Source organism: Pseudofrankia coriaricola (assembly GCF_032027725.1).
In the GTDB taxonomy this organism is placed as follows: domain Bacteria; phylum Actinomycetota; class Actinomycetes; order Frankiales; family Frankiaceae; genus Pseudofrankia.
The window spans coordinates 55,067-70,207 of record NZ_JASNFO010000033.1; the positions used below are offsets into that span (position 1 = coordinate 55,067).

Consider the following 15,141-nt stretch of genomic DNA (forward strand, 5'->3'; position numbering starts at 1 on the left):
CCTACGATCGCCGCAGGTGTGGCCGTATGACGCGGTTCGCGGGGATGGGGCCGGTTCGCGGCCAGGGGGGTTGAGGTTCGCCGGTGGTGTCGACTCTGCCGCTGGACGAGGACGACCCGACGTCGGTCGGCCCGTATGACCTGCTGGGTCGGCTGGGTGATGGCGGGATGGGCAGTGTGTACCTGGCGCGCCGCCGCGTGGCCGACGGTTCCGGCGAGGCCAGCGGGGCGGGAGGTGACGCGGGTCCGCTGGTGGCGCTGAAGGTGATCCGGCCGGATCTGGCGCGCATTCCCGAGTTCCGGGAGCGGTTCCTGCGGGAGGCACGGTCGGCGCAGCGGGTGGCGCGGTTCTGCACGGCCGAGGTGATCGACGTCAGTACGGTCGGGCGGCGGCCGTACCTGGTGACGGAGTTCATCGACGGGCCGACGCTGTTCGCCGCTGTCCGGGCGGGTGGGCCGTTGCCACCGGCGGAGCTGGAGCGTCTCGCGGTCGCGGTCGCGTCGGCGCTGACCGCGATTCACGCGGCCGGGATCGTGCACCGTGATCTGAAGCCGGGGAACATCCTGCTGTCCGGGACGGGTGCCCGGGTGATCGATTTCGGGATCTCCCGGGCGTTGGACGTCACCGCGACGCTGACGCACGGCAGTATCGGCACGCCGGGGTTCATGGCGCCGGAGCAGGCGCTGGGCCGGCCGGTGTCGGAGGCGGCCGATGTGTACGCCTGGGGCGCGGTGGTGCTGTTCGCGGCGTCGGGCCGGCCGCCGTTCGAGGGTGACTCGACGCCGGTGGTCCTGCGCCGGGTGGTCGACGAGGCGCCGGACCTGTCCTCGGTGCATGGGGCGCTGCGTCCGTTGGTCGCCCGGGCGATGTCGAAGGATCCGGCGTATCGGCCGGCCGCCGACGAGTTGCTGCTGTTGCTGCATCGGCTCGCGGCCCGCCCGCCGCGGCCGGCGGCGGCCGGGCCGACGCTTCCGGATGCGGGTGCCCGGTTGACCCCGCCGCCGACCCCGCCTCCCCCGATGCCGGCCGGGTCGGTCGGCGGGGACGGTGACGCGGATGGCGCGGGTGTGCCCGTCACCTCCGTCGTGACCGGCCCCGCCGGGCCGCCTCGGGCAACGATGGGTGCGGCGCCGGATCCGGATGCGGTGACCCGGCGGGCGCCCTGGCAGGGCGAGTCAGGGCCGTTTGTCCCGCCGCCGGGTGGGGTGGCTGGTGGGGTGCCGGCCGCGGGCAACGCGCCGCGACGGCGCGGCCGGCGGCGTCTGGCGCTCGTCGCCGCGCCCGCGGCCGTCGTCCTGGCGGGTGTCGTCACCGCCGTTGTCCTCACGGCGCGTGACGGTGGTGGCGACCAGGGCTCGGATGGGGCCGGGCAGGTTGTCTGCGAGCCGCCGGCCGGGGGGCGGGTGCTCGAGCAGTCCGGGGTGGCGTCCTCTGGTTCGGGCAACGTGCACGCGGTGGCGTTCTCCCCCGACGGGCGGACGCTGGCGGTCGGTGGTGACGACCAGGCTGTCCGGCTGTGGGACGTGTCGGAAGCGGCGCGGCCGTCGCGGGTCGGTGGGACGTTCGCGACGACCGGCATCATTGAGGCGTTGGCGTTCTCCCCGGACGGCGGGGTGCTGGCGACCAGTGGGTTCGACGCGGCGATCCGCCTGTGGGACGTGACGGACCGGGCACGTCCGCGGGAGGTGGGTGAGCCGCTGACGGGGCAGGCCGGGCCGGTCGGGGCGGTGGTGTTCTCGGCGGACGGTCGGCTGCTGGCCAGCAGCGGCTTCTATGACGCGGCCCGGCTGTGGGACGTGTCCGACCCGGCCCATGGCCGGCTGGCCGCCCGGCTGCCGGTCGGTGACACGAACCTGGTTGCCCTCGAGGGCGGCCGGCTGGCGACCGCGGGCGTCGGCGCGGGGCTGTGGGATGTGTCCGACCCGGCGCGGCCGCGTCCGGTCGCCACGTTGGCCGAGGGCGTTCAGATGGTGGCGGTGGCGCTCTCCGCCGACGGCGGCCTGCTGGCGACGACCACCAACAGCCTCGGCGGCCATGATCGTACCCGGCTGTGGGATGTGTCCGACCCGGCGCATCCGACGAGCGTGCCGGTCGCGGACGGGGCATATCGGATGGTGTTCTCCCCTGACGGCGACATGTTCGCGGCCGCGGGCTGTTGGGGTGTCGGTGTGTGGGATGTGACGGATCCGGCGCGGCCGGTGTTGACCGCGCGCCACGTGGCGGGCCCTGAGGGCGGGGCGGCGAGCCTGGCCCTGTCGCCGGATGGCCGGCTGCTGGCTACCGGAAACGGCGACGGCACCGCCCGGCTGTGGTCGGTTCCGTGACCGGGGGCCCGCGGGTGGACTTCAGTCTGTGTCTGTGTCTGTGTCCGGGTCGGTCGGGCCGGCGGCGGCGGGGCGGGTGAGGGCTGGGGCGGCCCAGGCGACCGCGCCGGCGCCGAGCAGGGCGGCGAGGGCGCCGGCGGCCGGGGAGATCTGCCGGCGGGCGGCGGCGGTGGACAGCACGGTGGCGTCGACGGCGTCGGTGAGGATGCCGGCCCAGACCCAGCCGTCGGTGGGGTGGCGGCGGGCGAGGGCGTGCAGGAGGCCGGTGCCGAGGGCGAGGTCGCGGCCGCCGAGGAGGCGGGCGGCCCAGGCGGTGTTCTCGGCGGTGACGCGGTCGACGCCGGTGGCGCGCAGGGCGGTGACGGGGCGGGTGAGCGCGGCGGCGCCGATGGCGCAGCGGCCGAGGGCGAGCAGGCCGAGATGCGTGCGGCCGCCGGCTTGCGGTGTGATGGATGTGAGCGTGCGGACACGTAGTGTGGCCACGGTCTCGTTACCGACCCTTCCGTTGTGGGAACGTCTCGGCTGGCTCCGACGTTCGGAGAACAGAGACACCGGTTATCAACGGCTCGGAGGGGTTCTATGGGCGAGCGCGTTCTGCGGGGCAGCCGTCTCGGCGCGGTGTCCTACGAGACCGACCGCAGCACGGAGCTTGCTCCGCGGCAGACCGCGTCGTACGACTGTCCGAACGGCCACCAGTTCACCATGCCGTTCGCCGCTGAGGCTGAGGTGCCCTCGGTCTGGGAGTGCCGGGTGTGCGGCGAGGCGTCGGTGATCGTGGACGGGGAGCGGCCGGAGCCGAAGAAGGCCAAGCCGCCGCGTACCCACTGGGACATGCTGATGGAGCGGCGGACGACGGCGGATCTGGAGGAGGTTCTGGCGGAGCGTCTGGCCGTCCTGCGTGGGGACAGCCGCCAGGCCAGCTGACGGGTAGCGGGCCTGGCGTGGTCGCCGCCCCTTCGGGTGGTGTCCCGGCGGGCCTGGGTCAGTTGTTCTGCTCCGGGGGTGACCCTCGGAGCCTGTCGGCCGGGCGCGGCCCGGCGGAGGCCGACGGAGCGAGCGAAGAGCACGGAGAAGCGGAAGCGGCGGAAGTGTTGCCGCGGACGCGGCAAAAGGGGCGTGGCGCCGAGGCCACGCCCCTTTTGCCTGTCCTCCGGGCCGGGTTCCCGGTCGGGGGTCGCCTGGCCATGGGTCAGGGCTCGTCGGAGGTGCGCTGGTGGGCGGGCGCCGGCGGGTTGACGGTGGTGGTGCCGGCGGAGCTGGGTGACGTCGCCGTGCTGGCGGACGGACTGGTGGTGGCGATCGTGGGCTTGGTGGGCTGTGTGGGCGCGCCGGCGGTGGCGGTGGCCGTGACGAGGGCGGGCTCGGTGGAGGGCGCGGGGACGCTGACCGGTGTGGTGGGCAGCGGGCGGGGCGCCGGGCCGCTGCGGCCGGAGGTGAGTGCCCACAGGGCGGTGCGCCAGAAGGCCTCGATGATGATGGAACGGCTCATCTTGGACGCGCCGCGTTCGCGTTCGACGAAGGTGATGGGTACCTCGGCGACGCGGAAACCGGCGCGCCACGCGGTCCAGGCCAGGTCGACCTGGAAGCAGTAGCCCTGGGACTGGATCGCGTCGAGGTCGCGGGCCCGCAGCACGTCGGCCCGGTAGGCGCGGTAGCCGGCGGTGGCGTCACGCAGCGGTATGCCGAGGGCGGCGCGGACGTAAAGGTTCGCGCCGCGGGACAGGATGAGCCGGCTGCGTGGCCAGTTGCGGACCTGCCCGTCGCGGACCCAGCGGGAGCCGATGACCAGGTCGGCGGTGTTCAGCCGGGCCAGCAGGCGGGCGAGCTCCTCGGGCTGGTGGGAACCGTCGGCGTCCATCTCGACGATGACGTCGTAGCCGTGGCGCAGGGCCCAGGAGAAGCCGGCGATGTAGGCGGAGCCGAGACCGGACTTGCCGGCGCGGTGCAGGACGTGGATCTGGGGGTCCTCGCGGGCCAGCTCGTCGGCGATCTGACCGGTGCCGTCGGGGCTGTTGTCGTCGATGACGAGCAGGTCGACGGCCGGGTTCGCCTCGCGGAGCCGGTGGGCCGTGCGGGTGAGGTTCTCCCGTTCGTTGTACGTCGGCATGCAGACGACTACCCGGTGGGCGTCCACGCCGCTCCTTTCTGGTCCACGGCCGTCGGGCCGGTGGCCTGCCCGCGGGGCGGGGGTGTCCCGCGGGGTGGCGTCAGGGCCGGGGTGCCCGGCGCCGGACGGGGTGGGACCGGCTGGCCGTGGGCGCCGGCGCCTAGAGGGCCAAAGGAGGTGCGAAGATGTTCCTCCTTCGCGCCTCCGGCGGCCTCTGTCCCCGGAATTACTAGTGGCGATCCCAGCCATAATGGCCGCCGCCGCGAGGGCGCTCGCGACCGCCTCCGGGATGGCGCCTACCCGGTCGGCCAGAGTGCGGCCGGTGCGCAGTGGCAGCTCGGCGGACAGTATGCCCGGTTCGTACAGGCCGGTCTGGGCGAGGATGGTGCCGTCGGGGGTGATGATGGCGCTTTGTCCGCTGGTGGAGACCTGGATGGTGGCGCGGCCGTGTTCGACGGCGCGGATCCGGGTCATCGCGAGCTGCTGTTGGCTTTCGCCCTTGCGGCCGAAGGATGCGTTGTTCGTCTGGACGACGATCAGGCGGGCGCCCTGGTCGACGGAGTCGCGGACGTTGCCGTCGTAGGCGACCTCGAAGCAGATGACGTCGCCGATGGTGGTGCCGGCGGCGGGCAGGACGGCGGGGCCGGTGCCGTGGACGAAGTCGTTGGGCATCTCGGTCGCGAACCGGGTGATGACCTTCTGCAGGAGGGCGCGGCCGGGGAGGTACTCGGCGAACGGGACGGGTCGGTGCTTGACGTAGAGCTGGCCGGCCCAGCCGTCGGCGGTCCAGACGAGGCCGGCGTTGCGGACGTGGCCGGCGCCGGGGCCGTCGAGGACGGCGCCGAGCAGGATCGGGGTGCCGACGGCGCGGGCGGCCTCGTCGAGCAGCGCCGCGGCGCGGGGGTCGGCGAACGGGTCGACGTCGGAGGAGTTCTCCGGCCAGACGACCAGGTCGGGTCTGGGGGTGCGGCCGGCGTCGACGTCGGCGGTGAGGCGCAGCGTCTCGTCGACGTGGTTGCGGGTGACCTGGAACTTCTCGCCGAGGGCGTCGAGGCCGCCGGGTTCGGGGACGTCGCCCTGGATCGCGGCGACGCGCAGGGTGCCGTCCTGGGCCGCGGTGGGCAGCGGGACGGCGAGGCCGACGGCGGCGAGCGCGGCGATGCCGGCGGCGGGCAGCGCGGCGCCGAGGGCGAGCACCCGCGCCCGCCCGTGCCGGCCGGTGCGGGTGTCGCCGTCGCCGGACCGCTGGGCGGGCACGGCGGCCGGGCCGGTGGGGCTGGTGGCTGGCCCGGGGGGTGCGGTGACGTCGGGGACGCCGAGGCGGGTGGCCAGCGCGGCGCGGCCGGTCGTGGCGAGGGTGTGCAGGGCGAGGGCGAGCAGCGCGCCGGTGGCGGCGACGGCGAACGTCATCGCCGGGGTGCCGGCGACGGCGGCGAGCGGCGTGTAGGGGCCGTCGGGCTGGCTGAACGCGAGCCGGCCCCAGGGGAAGCCCCCGAAGGGGGCGCGGCCGCGTACCGCCTCCTGGGCGACCCAGACGCAGGCGACGGCGGCCCAGGCGTAGCTGGCGCGCAGCCGCAGGGCGAGCACGGTCGCGGGGCCGGCGAGGGCGAGGATCGCGGCCTCGCCGATGGCGAGGGCGACCAGGGCGTCCTCGCCGACGAACGAGACGAACCGCAGCAGCGGCAGGAAGAAGCCCAGGCCGAACAGGAACGCGACCCGGTAGGCGGACCACAGCCGCCGGCCGCGTACCAGCAGGGTGAAGGCGGCGACGGCGACGGGGGCGAGTGGCCAGGCCCCTACCGGGGGGAACGCCAGGTAGAGGGCGACACCGGCGGCGAGCGCGGCCACGGCGCGGGTGAGCGTCGCGGGCCTGGGCGGCCGGAGGCGTCGCCGCCGGGGCCGGGCGGTGTCGGTGGCGACGCCGGGTACCGTGCCCTCGGTCGCGGGTCCGCCGGGGCGGGACTCGACCGAGGGCGGCGGGCCGGTGCGCGCGGAGGCGGCGGACGGCGGTGTCACGGTCCCAGTGTGCTGGACAGAACGGATCTGGTGGGCGGGAGTGCCCGTCCTGCCCGCGCCCGGGCCGGTTGCGGCCCGCTCCCCCGCTGTCCGGATCTGCCTGTCCCCGTGCCGTCCGGCCCTGCCCGGCCCCCTGGCGAGTACTCATCGTGGCGTTCGTAACGTTCTGTGACGTAGCTCTGTCCTCGTGGCTGCCGGGAGGGCGGCGCGGGCCGGGTCAGGGGATGGTCGGGCAGCGCAGCACGGAGGTCAGCGCGGCGCAGTAGCTCGCCGTCGTGATCTTCCAGTGGCCGTCGGCGAGGACGAGACGCAGCTCGACGGGTATGGTCCCGTGCCCCTGGCCGTCGGCGGTGGGCAGCTCGACTCTCGCCGTCACGGTGGCTTCCGTGGTGCCGAGGAACAGCGGGTCGGGTTCGTCGTCGTCGTCGAGCTCGCCGAGGCCGACGAACCGGACGGCGTGGATCCGCGCGCCGTGGCTCGCCAGCGCTTCGGTCAGCGCGGGCCGGGCCCGGTCGGGAGCGGTGAGGGCGGCGAGCATCCCGGCACCGGCGGGGCCGTCGAACGCGGCGTGCGCGGCCTGGCGGAACCCGGCGAGGGCTGAGGCCCGCTGCGCTGGCGCGACGGCTGGCTGGGGGCCGACGGTGGCGGCGGCCCCGATCCGCCCGACCGTGTCCGCGTCCGGACCGGTGACGATCACCCCGGCAGGGGCTCCTGGGACGTGGACGTACAGGGCGTACGACACGGGTGGGATGTCACCGGCCGAGGGGCCGGCCGGCCGGGCGTCCCGGCGGATGAGCACCGTGGACCGGGCGGGTAGGCCGGGCGCATAGACCTCGGTGGCCGACCAGTCGGGGGAGAACCTCTGGTGGCGGTCCCACTGGCGGCGCAGTTCGATGCCCGGGTCGGGGGAAGCACCGGTGAGCGGATCGGGCTGTACGCGCAGCACGGCGACGGTGTAGGCGGTGGCGGGGCTGGGCGGGTCGCCGCCGGCCAGCGCCTGGTTGACCTCGGCGACGGGGGCGAGTTTCAGCTCCTGCTGGACCGTCGGTCCTGGCCGGGCGACGCCGACGGGCGCGTTGACGTTGGATGTGGGGCCCAGGGCGGTGACGGTGTCGTCGTAGCGGGCGACGCCCGGGGGCAGCCAGCCGAACGTCACGCCGTACACGTCGATGTGGGTCTCGGGCCGGGTGTGCGCGGGGACGACCGCCGGGGCGGCGTGGCGGGTCGTGCCGGTCAGGACGGTGACGCCGCCGGTGACGAGCGCGACGGCGGCGGCCACGGCGATGGCGGCGGTCACGGCCCGGCGCTGGTGGCGGCGCCGCGTGATGATGGCGGCGCCGGTCGGCGCGGGGGGCAGGATGCCGGCCGCGGCGGCGTCGAACTCGACGCGCAGGCGGCGTTCGAACCCGGCCAGCTCCGCCGGCCCCGGCCTGGCGTCGTGGCCGGCCGGTTCGGGCGCCCTCATGCGGTCGCTCCCTTCGGGGACGGGGACAGCGGGGGCAGAGCGGGAGCGCCAGGGCCCAGGAGCGCGCGCAGGCGCAGCAGGCCGCGGGCGGTGTGGGTCTTGACGCTGCTGGGCGCGCAGCCGAGTTCGGCCGCGATCTGGGCCTCGGGCAGGTCCCCGAAGTAGCGCAACACGATCACTGCCCGCTGCCGGGCTGTCAGCTGGCGCAGCGCGGCGAGCAGGTCGTGGCGGTCGGTGGCCTGGGCCGCCTCGTCAGCGGGCCCGGCGGGGTCGTCGACGTCGGGGTCGTCCCAGTCGACGAGGTTCTCCCGGGCGGTCAGCCGGCGCCGCGCCCGGCTGACCGCGCCGTTGGCCAGCGACCGGCGCAGGTAGCTGTCGGGGTCGTCGATGTGCCGCCAGCGCCGGTAGACGCGCAGCAGGACGTCCTGCAGCAGGTCCTCGCCCGCCTGCCGGTCGCCGGTGAGGAAGACGGCGGTGCGCAGCAGGGTCATGCCGCGGTCGGCCACGTAGTCCTCGAACGACCGGTCGTCGCGGCGCGGCGCCGCGCCACCGTCCGGCATGGTGTCCCCTTCCGCCGTCTGGGTCCGTCCTCATGACGCGGCGGCGGCCCGTCCGGGGCGACGGCCACATTCACAACATTGGACCAACCGGCCCGCGTCGGCCGGCGAGGTGGGGACGGGCTCGGGGCGGGGCTGGCCGTGACGGCGGTCAGGTGCCGGCGTCGAAGAGGACGTCGCCAGCCAGGACGGTGCGGGCGCAGGCCGGGTCCGCACCGGTCAGGTCGGGCAGCGGTGGCCGGGACAGCCCGGCCGCCGGGTCGAGGCCGGCGGGCAGGCGCCAGACGGCGAGGGTGGCGGGGTGGCCGGGGGCGAGGGTCCCGGAGCCGTCGGCGTCGGCACGGGCGGCGTGCCAGCCGCCGTGGGTGGCCGCCCGCAGCGCGGTGGCGAGGTCGAGGCGGGCGGTCGGGGTGTGGTGGCCGGTGGCGGCGCGCACGGCACCCCACGGGTCGAGCGGGGTGACCGGGGCGTCGGACGACAGGGCCAGGCCGACGCCGGCGGCGGCGAGCGCGGCGAACGGATTCATCGCGCCGGCCCGCCGCGCGCCGAGCCTGGTGGCGTACATGCCGTCCGGGCCACCCCAGGCGGCGTCGAACGCGGGCTGGACGACGGCGACGGCAACGGTGCGGGCGAGCCGGGTGATCTGGTCGGGGTGGGCGAGTTCACAGTGCTCGACCCGGGGCCGGCTGGCCGCGACCCGGCTGGCGCCGACGGTCCGGACGGCGGCGTCGAGACCGTCGAGGACGACGTCGAGCGCGGCGTCGCCGATCGCGTGGAAACCGGGCTGGCGGCCGGTCGCGACCGCGGCGAGCACGGTGTCGCGGACGGCGGCCGCGTCCAGCATCGGTGCGGGGCGATGGCCGGGGCGGTCGGCGTAGGGGGCGCGCAGCGCGGCGGTGTGGGAGCCGAGCGACCCGTCGACGAACAGGTCACCGCCGAGGCCGACGGCGAGCCGGCCGTCGGGGTCGAGGTCGGCGAGGACGGCCGCCTCCCCCGCCCAGTAACCGTGGATGGCGGGGCCGGGCTCGGCGGCGGCGTGGGCGAGCAGGGCGGCGAGGTCCTCGGCGCTGGACACGTCGGGGCCGGCCATCTCGTGCAGCGCCGCGATCCCAAGGCGAGCGGCGGTGGCGCGCAGCCGCCGCCAGGCGCCTGCGCGCTGGGAGGGGCTGATGGTGGCGTAGGCGTGGACACGGGCGGCGTGGTGGGCGTCGCCCGCGACGAGGCCGTCGCCGAGCCAGCCGGGAAGGCCCGCGGCGCCGGACGCGGCGGCGAGGGTGGTGGAGACGGCGGCGGTGTGGCCGTCGACGCGGGCGAGGTAGACGAGCCGGCCGGGTGCGGCCCGGTCGAGTTCGGCGGCGGCCGGGGCGCGCCGCCCGGGCCAGCGGGTCTCGTCCCAGCCGGTACCGAGCAGAGCCGTGCCCGGGTCGGCGCGGGCCGCGGCGGCGACCGTGTCGAGCGCCGCCGCCAGGGTGGGCGCGGCGGCGAGGTCCAGGCCACCGAGGGCGAGCCCGGTGGCGGTGGCGTGCAGGTGGGCGTCGACGAACGCGGGGGTGACCAGCGCACCGTCCAGGTCGACGACCGCGTCGACGCCGCTGCCGGGCCCCGGCGCCCCGATCTCGTCGAGGTCGGCGCCGACCCAGGCGACGGTGTCGCCGACGGTCAGCAGCGCCGTCGCGCCCGGGTACGCCGGGCTGTGCACGTGGCCGCCGCGGTAGAGCACCGCCTGGTCCCGGCGGCCTTCGGCGCCGGCGGACCGGGGCGACATCCGGGTGCGCACCTGCCCAAGTCTGCCTGCCGCCCTCCGCGGCCTGGAAAAGCCCACCAGATCATGAACCTGGGCGGTCCGAGGCTTCGCCGTGGCAGTGCCGTTCCCTGAGAGACCGCGGCGTATGCCTCGGTGTGTCCACCGCGGCGGGTTCGGCGGCGTCTGTGGGAGGGACGGGACGGCGAAAGGGGACGTACATGCCGGACGGTGGCGCACTGTCGCGCCGCGATGACCGGTCGTTCGAGCAGTTCGTCGCTGACCGCGGGACGGCGCTGCTGCGCACCGCGGTGTTCCTCACCGGTGACCGCCAGGCGGGCGAGGACCTGCTGCAGGACGTCCTGTTGCGGGCCTACCGGCGCTGGGACGACATCGACGAGCCGGAGAGCTACCTGCGCCGCGCCCTGGTGAACGCCTCGACGAGCCGCCTGCGGTGGCGGCGCAGGGCCCGGGAGGACCTCGTCGACTGGTCTGCCGAAGGCGGCCTGGACCGGGGCGGCGGAGTGGATGTGGCCAGGGCGGTGGGTGACCGCCAGGACCTGCTCGGGGCGCTGCGGCGGCTGCCATCCCGGCAGCGGGCGGTGATCGTGCTGCGGTACTTCGACGACCTGTCCGAGGCGCAGATCGCCGCCGAGCTCGGCTGTGGCCAGGGCAGCGTGAAGACGCACGCGTCCCGGGGGCTTTCCCGCCTGCGTGAGCTGCTCGGCCCGGGGGCCGCGGCCACGCCGCCCCAGCCCCCCGCGGCGCCCTCCGAAGGGCCGTCTGCGCGGCATGTCCTGCCCGGGGCCGAGGGGCCCGCGTCGGTGAAGGAGGTGTCCCTGTGAGCGGGACGGACAGGCTGGCGGTCTCGGCCGAGACCGCGGCGGTGACCGACTTCGAGCGCGACCTGCGCGCCGCGTTCACCGAGGCCGCCGGCGACGTCTGCCTGCCGGCGACCGCCGCGGCGGAGGTCATGTCGCGCGGCGCGCGGTCTGGGCGGTGGGAGCCGCGGCGACGCCGGCTGCTGGTCGCGGTCGCCGCCGCGGTGGCGGTGGCGCTGGTCGCCGCCGGTGCGGCGGTCCTCCCCCAGGTGCTGCGCGACGACGACAGGGCGTCGGTGGTACCGGCGGGCGGGGCGTCCGGTCCGCGGCCTGCCGTGTACGGAGTGTCCCTGGGGTGGCTGCCGGACGGCATGATCTGGCAGCGCGGCGACTACTCCCGCATCTCGCTGGATGATTCGGACGACTACCGGTTGGCGTACCAGGCCATGTTCGCCTCGGCCCGGCCCAGCGGGGGGCCGACGCCGGATCCGCACGGGACCGTCACGGTGACGGTCACGCGTTCCGGAGGCAATGCCGGGGCGGTACGGAGCCTGGACGACTGGCGTCGGCCGATGGACGTCGCCGCGTCGCCACCGGTGCTGACGCCCACGACGGTGAGCGGCCACCCCGCGGTGCTGGCCGCGTACTCGAAGATCGGCTGGTACCTCGTGTACTGGGTGGTCGATGAACCGGGCGGCGCCCAGGTCGGGGTCGAGGTCCTGGGAGCGGACCGGGAGGCGGTGCTGCGGATCGCACGCGCGGCGGTGCCCGGTCCACCGCCGACGCCGGTGGACCGGGCAGGAGCCATCCACCAGATACACGCGGCGGCGCTGGCCGCACTCGATGGCTCGTCCGGGACCGAGATGCTGGCCGCCGTGGCCGACGGGGCACGGATGCGCCCGGCGCTGGACAAAGCGCTGCGGGTGAACCCGGTTGGCCTGCGGGGCCTGCGGCCCGTCGGATTCCACGATGCCGACGTGGTGTTTCTCAGCGCCACCGAGGCGGTGGTGGCGCCGCAGGTCTTCGTCATTGCCGGCGGACCGGCTCCGCGGGTCGGCCCGACGTGGTTCGTCGACACCGCCGACGGCTGGAAGCTCACCGCCGACAGCTACTGCGGCGTGCTGACCTGGGTCGCGTCCGCGGCGTGCGTCCCCGGCTGACACTGTGGCCGTCCGCCGTTGCCGGGCCGGCGGGGGGCGCGCGGGCGGTGGCCGTGCTGCCGCCCGGGAGAAACCATCTCATCGTGCGCCGGGCCGGCCGCGTCTGGACTGCGACGGAGCGGACACGGGTGAGGAGGCGAGGGTGCGTGCGGATGACGAGCGGGCTTTCGAGGAGTTCATGGCCAGGGCGGCCAACCGGCAGCTGCTGAGCGCGGTCCTGCTGACCGGAGGTGACTGGGCGGCGGCCGAGGACCTCGTCCAGGGGGCGTTCGAACAGATCTACCTGCGCTGGGGCAAGATCGGCGAGGGCCGTGAGGATGCCCACCTGCGCCGGGCGGTGGTCAACGGTGCCACCAGCCGCTGGCGGCGGCTGCGGGCCCGGGTCGGCGAGGTGCCGCTGGTCGTCGACGGTGAGTGGACCGCCGACGTCGCCGACACGGGCCCCGATCACGCCGACCGGATGACCCAGCGCGACAGCCTGATCAGCGTCCTGCGGACCTTGCCGCCCCGGCAGCGCGCCATCGTCGTCCTGCGCTACGTCGACGACCTACCCGAGGCGGACGTCGCCGCCGCCCTCGGCTGCTCCCTCGGCTCGGTACGCAGCCAGGCCTCTCGGGGCCTGGCGAGGCTGCGCGCGAGTGACCAGGGCCGGTACGGTCCGGCCCCGTCGGTGGTGGATCTGCCGGCGGCCGTCGGCGCCGTCAGAGCGCCGGGGAGCGGCCCTCGTAGGGGGTGGACAGGACGACGAGGGTGCGGGTGGACACGTTCGCGGCGGCGCGGACCTGCTGCAGGAGGGTCTCCAGGTCGGCGGGGGCCGCGACGCGGGCCTTGAGCAGGTAGCTCTCCTCGCCGGCGACGGAGTGACAGGCCTCGATCGCGGTGAGGTGGCGCAGCCGGTCGGGGGCGTCGTCGGGCTGCGACGGGTCGATCGGTTTGATCGAGATGAACGCGGTCAGGGGCAGGCCGACGAGCGCCGCGTCGACCTGCGCGGTGTAGGAGGTGATCACGCCGCGCTGTTCCAGGCGGCGGACGCGCTGGTGGACCGCGGACACGGACAGCCCGGTCCCCTTGGCGAGGTCGGTGAAGCTCATCCGCCCGTCGTCACACAGCAGCCGCACTATCTGGCGGTCGAGATCTTCCAGCACGAGGGGCAGCGTAGGGCCTGGCAGGGCGGAGCGTTCACCGGTGATCCGCCGGGTGCGGCGTGGCCGAGCGGGGCTCCGGTCTGTCGCGCCCGTGGCTGTCATGAAGCTGTCTCCGCTGATGGCACCAATGGGCTAGCGGGTGCTGCGGGCGGGTTCGTGGGGCGCCACCAGGAGCGACACGGTGGGCGGGGCATGGTAATGGGCCGAGTCGCGCCCGGCCTGGGTCGGTGCCTCGACGGGGGCGGTGGGGGCGGGACGGGCCAGTCGTCTGGGTGTGTGTCCGTCCCGGACGGGGCTGCCGGGTTGTCGGTGTTGTCGGTGGGCCGTGCCAGGGTGGGCGGTGTGGATGGGACAGAGCTGGGCGGCGGGCTGGCGCTGCTGGACACGCCGTCGCTGTACTTCCGGGCGTTCTACGGGGTGCCGCGGTCGGTGACGGCGCCGGACGGGACGCCGGTGAACGCGGTGCGGGGGCTGCTGGACGTGCTCGCCCGCCAGATCCTGGATCTTCGGCCGCGGCACCTGGTGTGCTGCTTCGACGCGGACTGGCGTCCGGCGTTCCGCGTCGAGCTGGTGGCGTCGTACAAGGCGCACCGGGTCGCCGAGGTGCTCACGCCGGCCGAGGTGCCCGCGTCAACGTCCGTCTCTCCCGTCCCGCCCGGCGACGGCGACGCGGCGACGGGCGCCGCGGGCGCGGGCGGTGAAGGTGGCGTGCAGGTCGAGGAGGTGCCCGACGAGCTGACGCCGCAGCTGCCGGTCATCGACGACATGCTCGACGCGTTCGGCATCGCCCGCGCGCAGGCCGCCGGGTTCGAGGCCGACGACGTCATCGGCACGCTCACGACCCGTTTCCCCTACGGCGACGGCGACGGCTGGGCCGTCCGCGACCCGGCACCCGGGCAGGGGCCGCCGACGGGGGGCTGGGCGGGGCCGGTGGACGTGCTGAGCGGCGACCGGGACCTGTTCCAGCTGATCCGCGACGACGTGCCCGTGCGGGTCCGCTACTCGGTGGAGAAGTTCGCGATCATCGACGAGGCGGCCGTGACCGCCCGCTACGGCGTGCCAGGCAGGGCCTACGGCGACTTCGCCGCGCTGCGCGGCGACCCGTCCGACGGGCTGCCCGGGGTGGCGGGGATCGGCGCGAAGACGGCGGCGGCGCTGCTGACCCGGTTCGGCTCGCTCACCGCCGCGCTGGACGCGCTGGACGCCGGCCAGCAGGACGGCTTCCCGGCCGGGGCACGGCGGCGGCTGGAGGTGGCCCGCGACTACCTGGACCGCGCCGAGGTCGTCGTGCGGGTCGTGCCGGACGTGCCGCTGCCGCCGCTGCGCACCGCCCTGCCCGCGGCCCCGGCCGACCCGGACCGGGTGCTGGCCCTCGCCGAGCGCTGGGGCCTCACCTCCGCGGCGACCCGGCTGGCCCGCGCCCTGGCGACCTCGGCCGCCGGCCGCTGACAGCGGCTGACGGCCCGCCGGCGGCTGGCGTCTCGGCGTGGCCCGCCGCTCACGCACGCCGCCCGGCCGGGCACCCGGCCCGCCGGGCTCGTGGCGCTGGGTACGGCCGGGCCGGGGTGGGCGGGAGATGTGGCCCACACCGGGGCAAGATGGGCCGGCCGTTGTGGGCGGGGTGGCGACGTTCGGCCCGGTCGGGGCTGGCCTACCGGCCGGGCGGGCACCCGCGGTGGAGACTGCGGGTGCTGGGCATCGGGCCGGGCCGCCGCCCGGGCGGGGCTGGCGGCGCGGTAGCCGGGTGCCGGCGGCGCCGGGTCGGTGGGCCGGTAGTTTGACCAGTCATACTCCGGCTCGGGCAG

General features: G+C 76.0%; 11 protein-coding genes and 1 pseudogene. 6 read left to right on the forward strand and 6 right to left on the reverse strand.

Features of this window, described 5'->3' with window-relative positions; translation table 11 throughout:
* Positions 1-83: 83 nt before the first annotated feature.
* Positions 84-2,324: a WD40 repeat domain-containing serine/threonine protein kinase gene (locus tag QOZ89_RS18585; protein WP_312624340.1), complete on the forward strand. Its 2,241-nt coding sequence runs from the start codon at positions 84-86 to the stop codon at positions 2,322-2,324.
* Positions 2,325-2,345: 21 nt separating this feature from the next.
* On the opposite strand, the gene QOZ89_RS18590 is transcribed toward QOZ89_RS18585, so the two are convergent.
* Positions 2,346-2,807, reverse strand: a complete 462-nt coding sequence (locus QOZ89_RS18590) for a hypothetical protein (protein ID WP_312624341.1) — start codon at positions 2,805-2,807, stop codon at positions 2,346-2,348.
* Positions 2,808-2,903: 96 nt separating this feature from the next.
* Here QOZ89_RS18590 and QOZ89_RS18595 point away from each other — a divergent pair, with 96 nt between their 5' ends.
* On the forward strand, positions 2,904-3,248 hold the full coding sequence (locus QOZ89_RS18595; protein WP_007519376.1) for an RNA polymerase-binding protein RbpA: 345 nt from the start codon (positions 2,904-2,906) through the stop codon (positions 3,246-3,248).
* Between the two features lie 265 nt (positions 3,249-3,513).
* Here the strand turns inward: QOZ89_RS18595 and lnt are convergent, their stop codons facing one another.
* The 4 genes from lnt to QOZ89_RS18615 all read right to left on the reverse strand — a co-directional run bounded on the left by lnt (position 3,514) and on the right by QOZ89_RS18615 (position 10,234).
* Positions 3,514-6,447 carry an apolipoprotein N-acyltransferase gene (lnt, locus tag QOZ89_RS18600; protein ID WP_312624342.1) on the reverse strand — a complete coding sequence of 978 codons (2,934 nt, stop codon included), beginning with the start codon at positions 6,445-6,447 and terminating at the stop codon, positions 3,514-3,516.
* A gap of 217 nt (positions 6,448-6,664) precedes the next feature.
* A complete protein-coding gene (locus tag QOZ89_RS18605) occupies positions 6,665-7,912 on the reverse strand; it encodes a hypothetical protein (RefSeq protein ID WP_312624343.1) in 1,248 nt (415 codons plus the stop codon).
* Complete coding sequence (locus QOZ89_RS18610) at positions 7,909-8,472, reverse strand: SigE family RNA polymerase sigma factor (RefSeq protein WP_071052577.1); 564 nt, start codon at positions 8,470-8,472, stop codon at positions 7,909-7,911. Before QOZ89_RS18610 ends, QOZ89_RS18605 begins: the two co-directional genes overlap by 4 nt.
* Positions 8,473-8,620: 148 nt before the next feature.
* Entirely contained in the window at positions 8,621-10,234 is a 1,614-nt protein-coding gene (locus tag QOZ89_RS18615; RefSeq protein ID WP_312624344.1) for an amidohydrolase, read from the reverse strand.
* A gap of 197 nt (positions 10,235-10,431) precedes the next feature.
* Between QOZ89_RS18615 and QOZ89_RS18620 the strand changes: the two genes are divergently transcribed.
* From QOZ89_RS18620 to QOZ89_RS18630, 3 genes are all read left to right on the forward strand, one after another.
* Entirely contained in the window at positions 10,432-11,055 is a 624-nt protein-coding gene (locus tag QOZ89_RS18620) for a SigE family RNA polymerase sigma factor (protein WP_312624345.1), read from the forward strand.
* The gene (locus QOZ89_RS18625) at positions 11,052-12,191 is read left to right on the forward strand and encodes a hypothetical protein (protein WP_312624346.1); all 1,140 of its coding nucleotides are present in this window, start codon (positions 11,052-11,054) and stop codon (positions 12,189-12,191) included. The genes QOZ89_RS18620 and QOZ89_RS18625 overlap by 4 nt, the downstream gene beginning before the upstream one ends.
* Positions 12,192-12,333: 142 nt before the next feature.
* Entirely contained in the window at positions 12,334-13,023 is a 690-nt protein-coding gene (locus QOZ89_RS18630) for a SigE family RNA polymerase sigma factor (protein WP_491723659.1), read from the forward strand.
* Here QOZ89_RS18630 and QOZ89_RS18635 read toward each other — a convergent pair.
* Positions 12,965-13,438, reverse strand: a pseudogene (locus tag QOZ89_RS18635) (Lrp/AsnC family transcriptional regulator); the annotation flags it as partial. The gene QOZ89_RS18630 and the pseudogene QOZ89_RS18635 sit on opposite strands and share 59 nt — an antisense overlap.
* 240 nt (positions 13,439-13,678) lie before the next feature.
* Here QOZ89_RS18635 and QOZ89_RS18640 point away from each other — a divergent pair.
* Positions 13,679-14,785 (forward strand): 5'-3' exonuclease, encoded by a 1,107-nt coding sequence (locus tag QOZ89_RS18640; protein WP_083419635.1) that lies wholly within the window; start codon positions 13,679-13,681, stop codon positions 14,783-14,785.
* Positions 14,786-15,141: the final 356 nt, after the last annotated feature.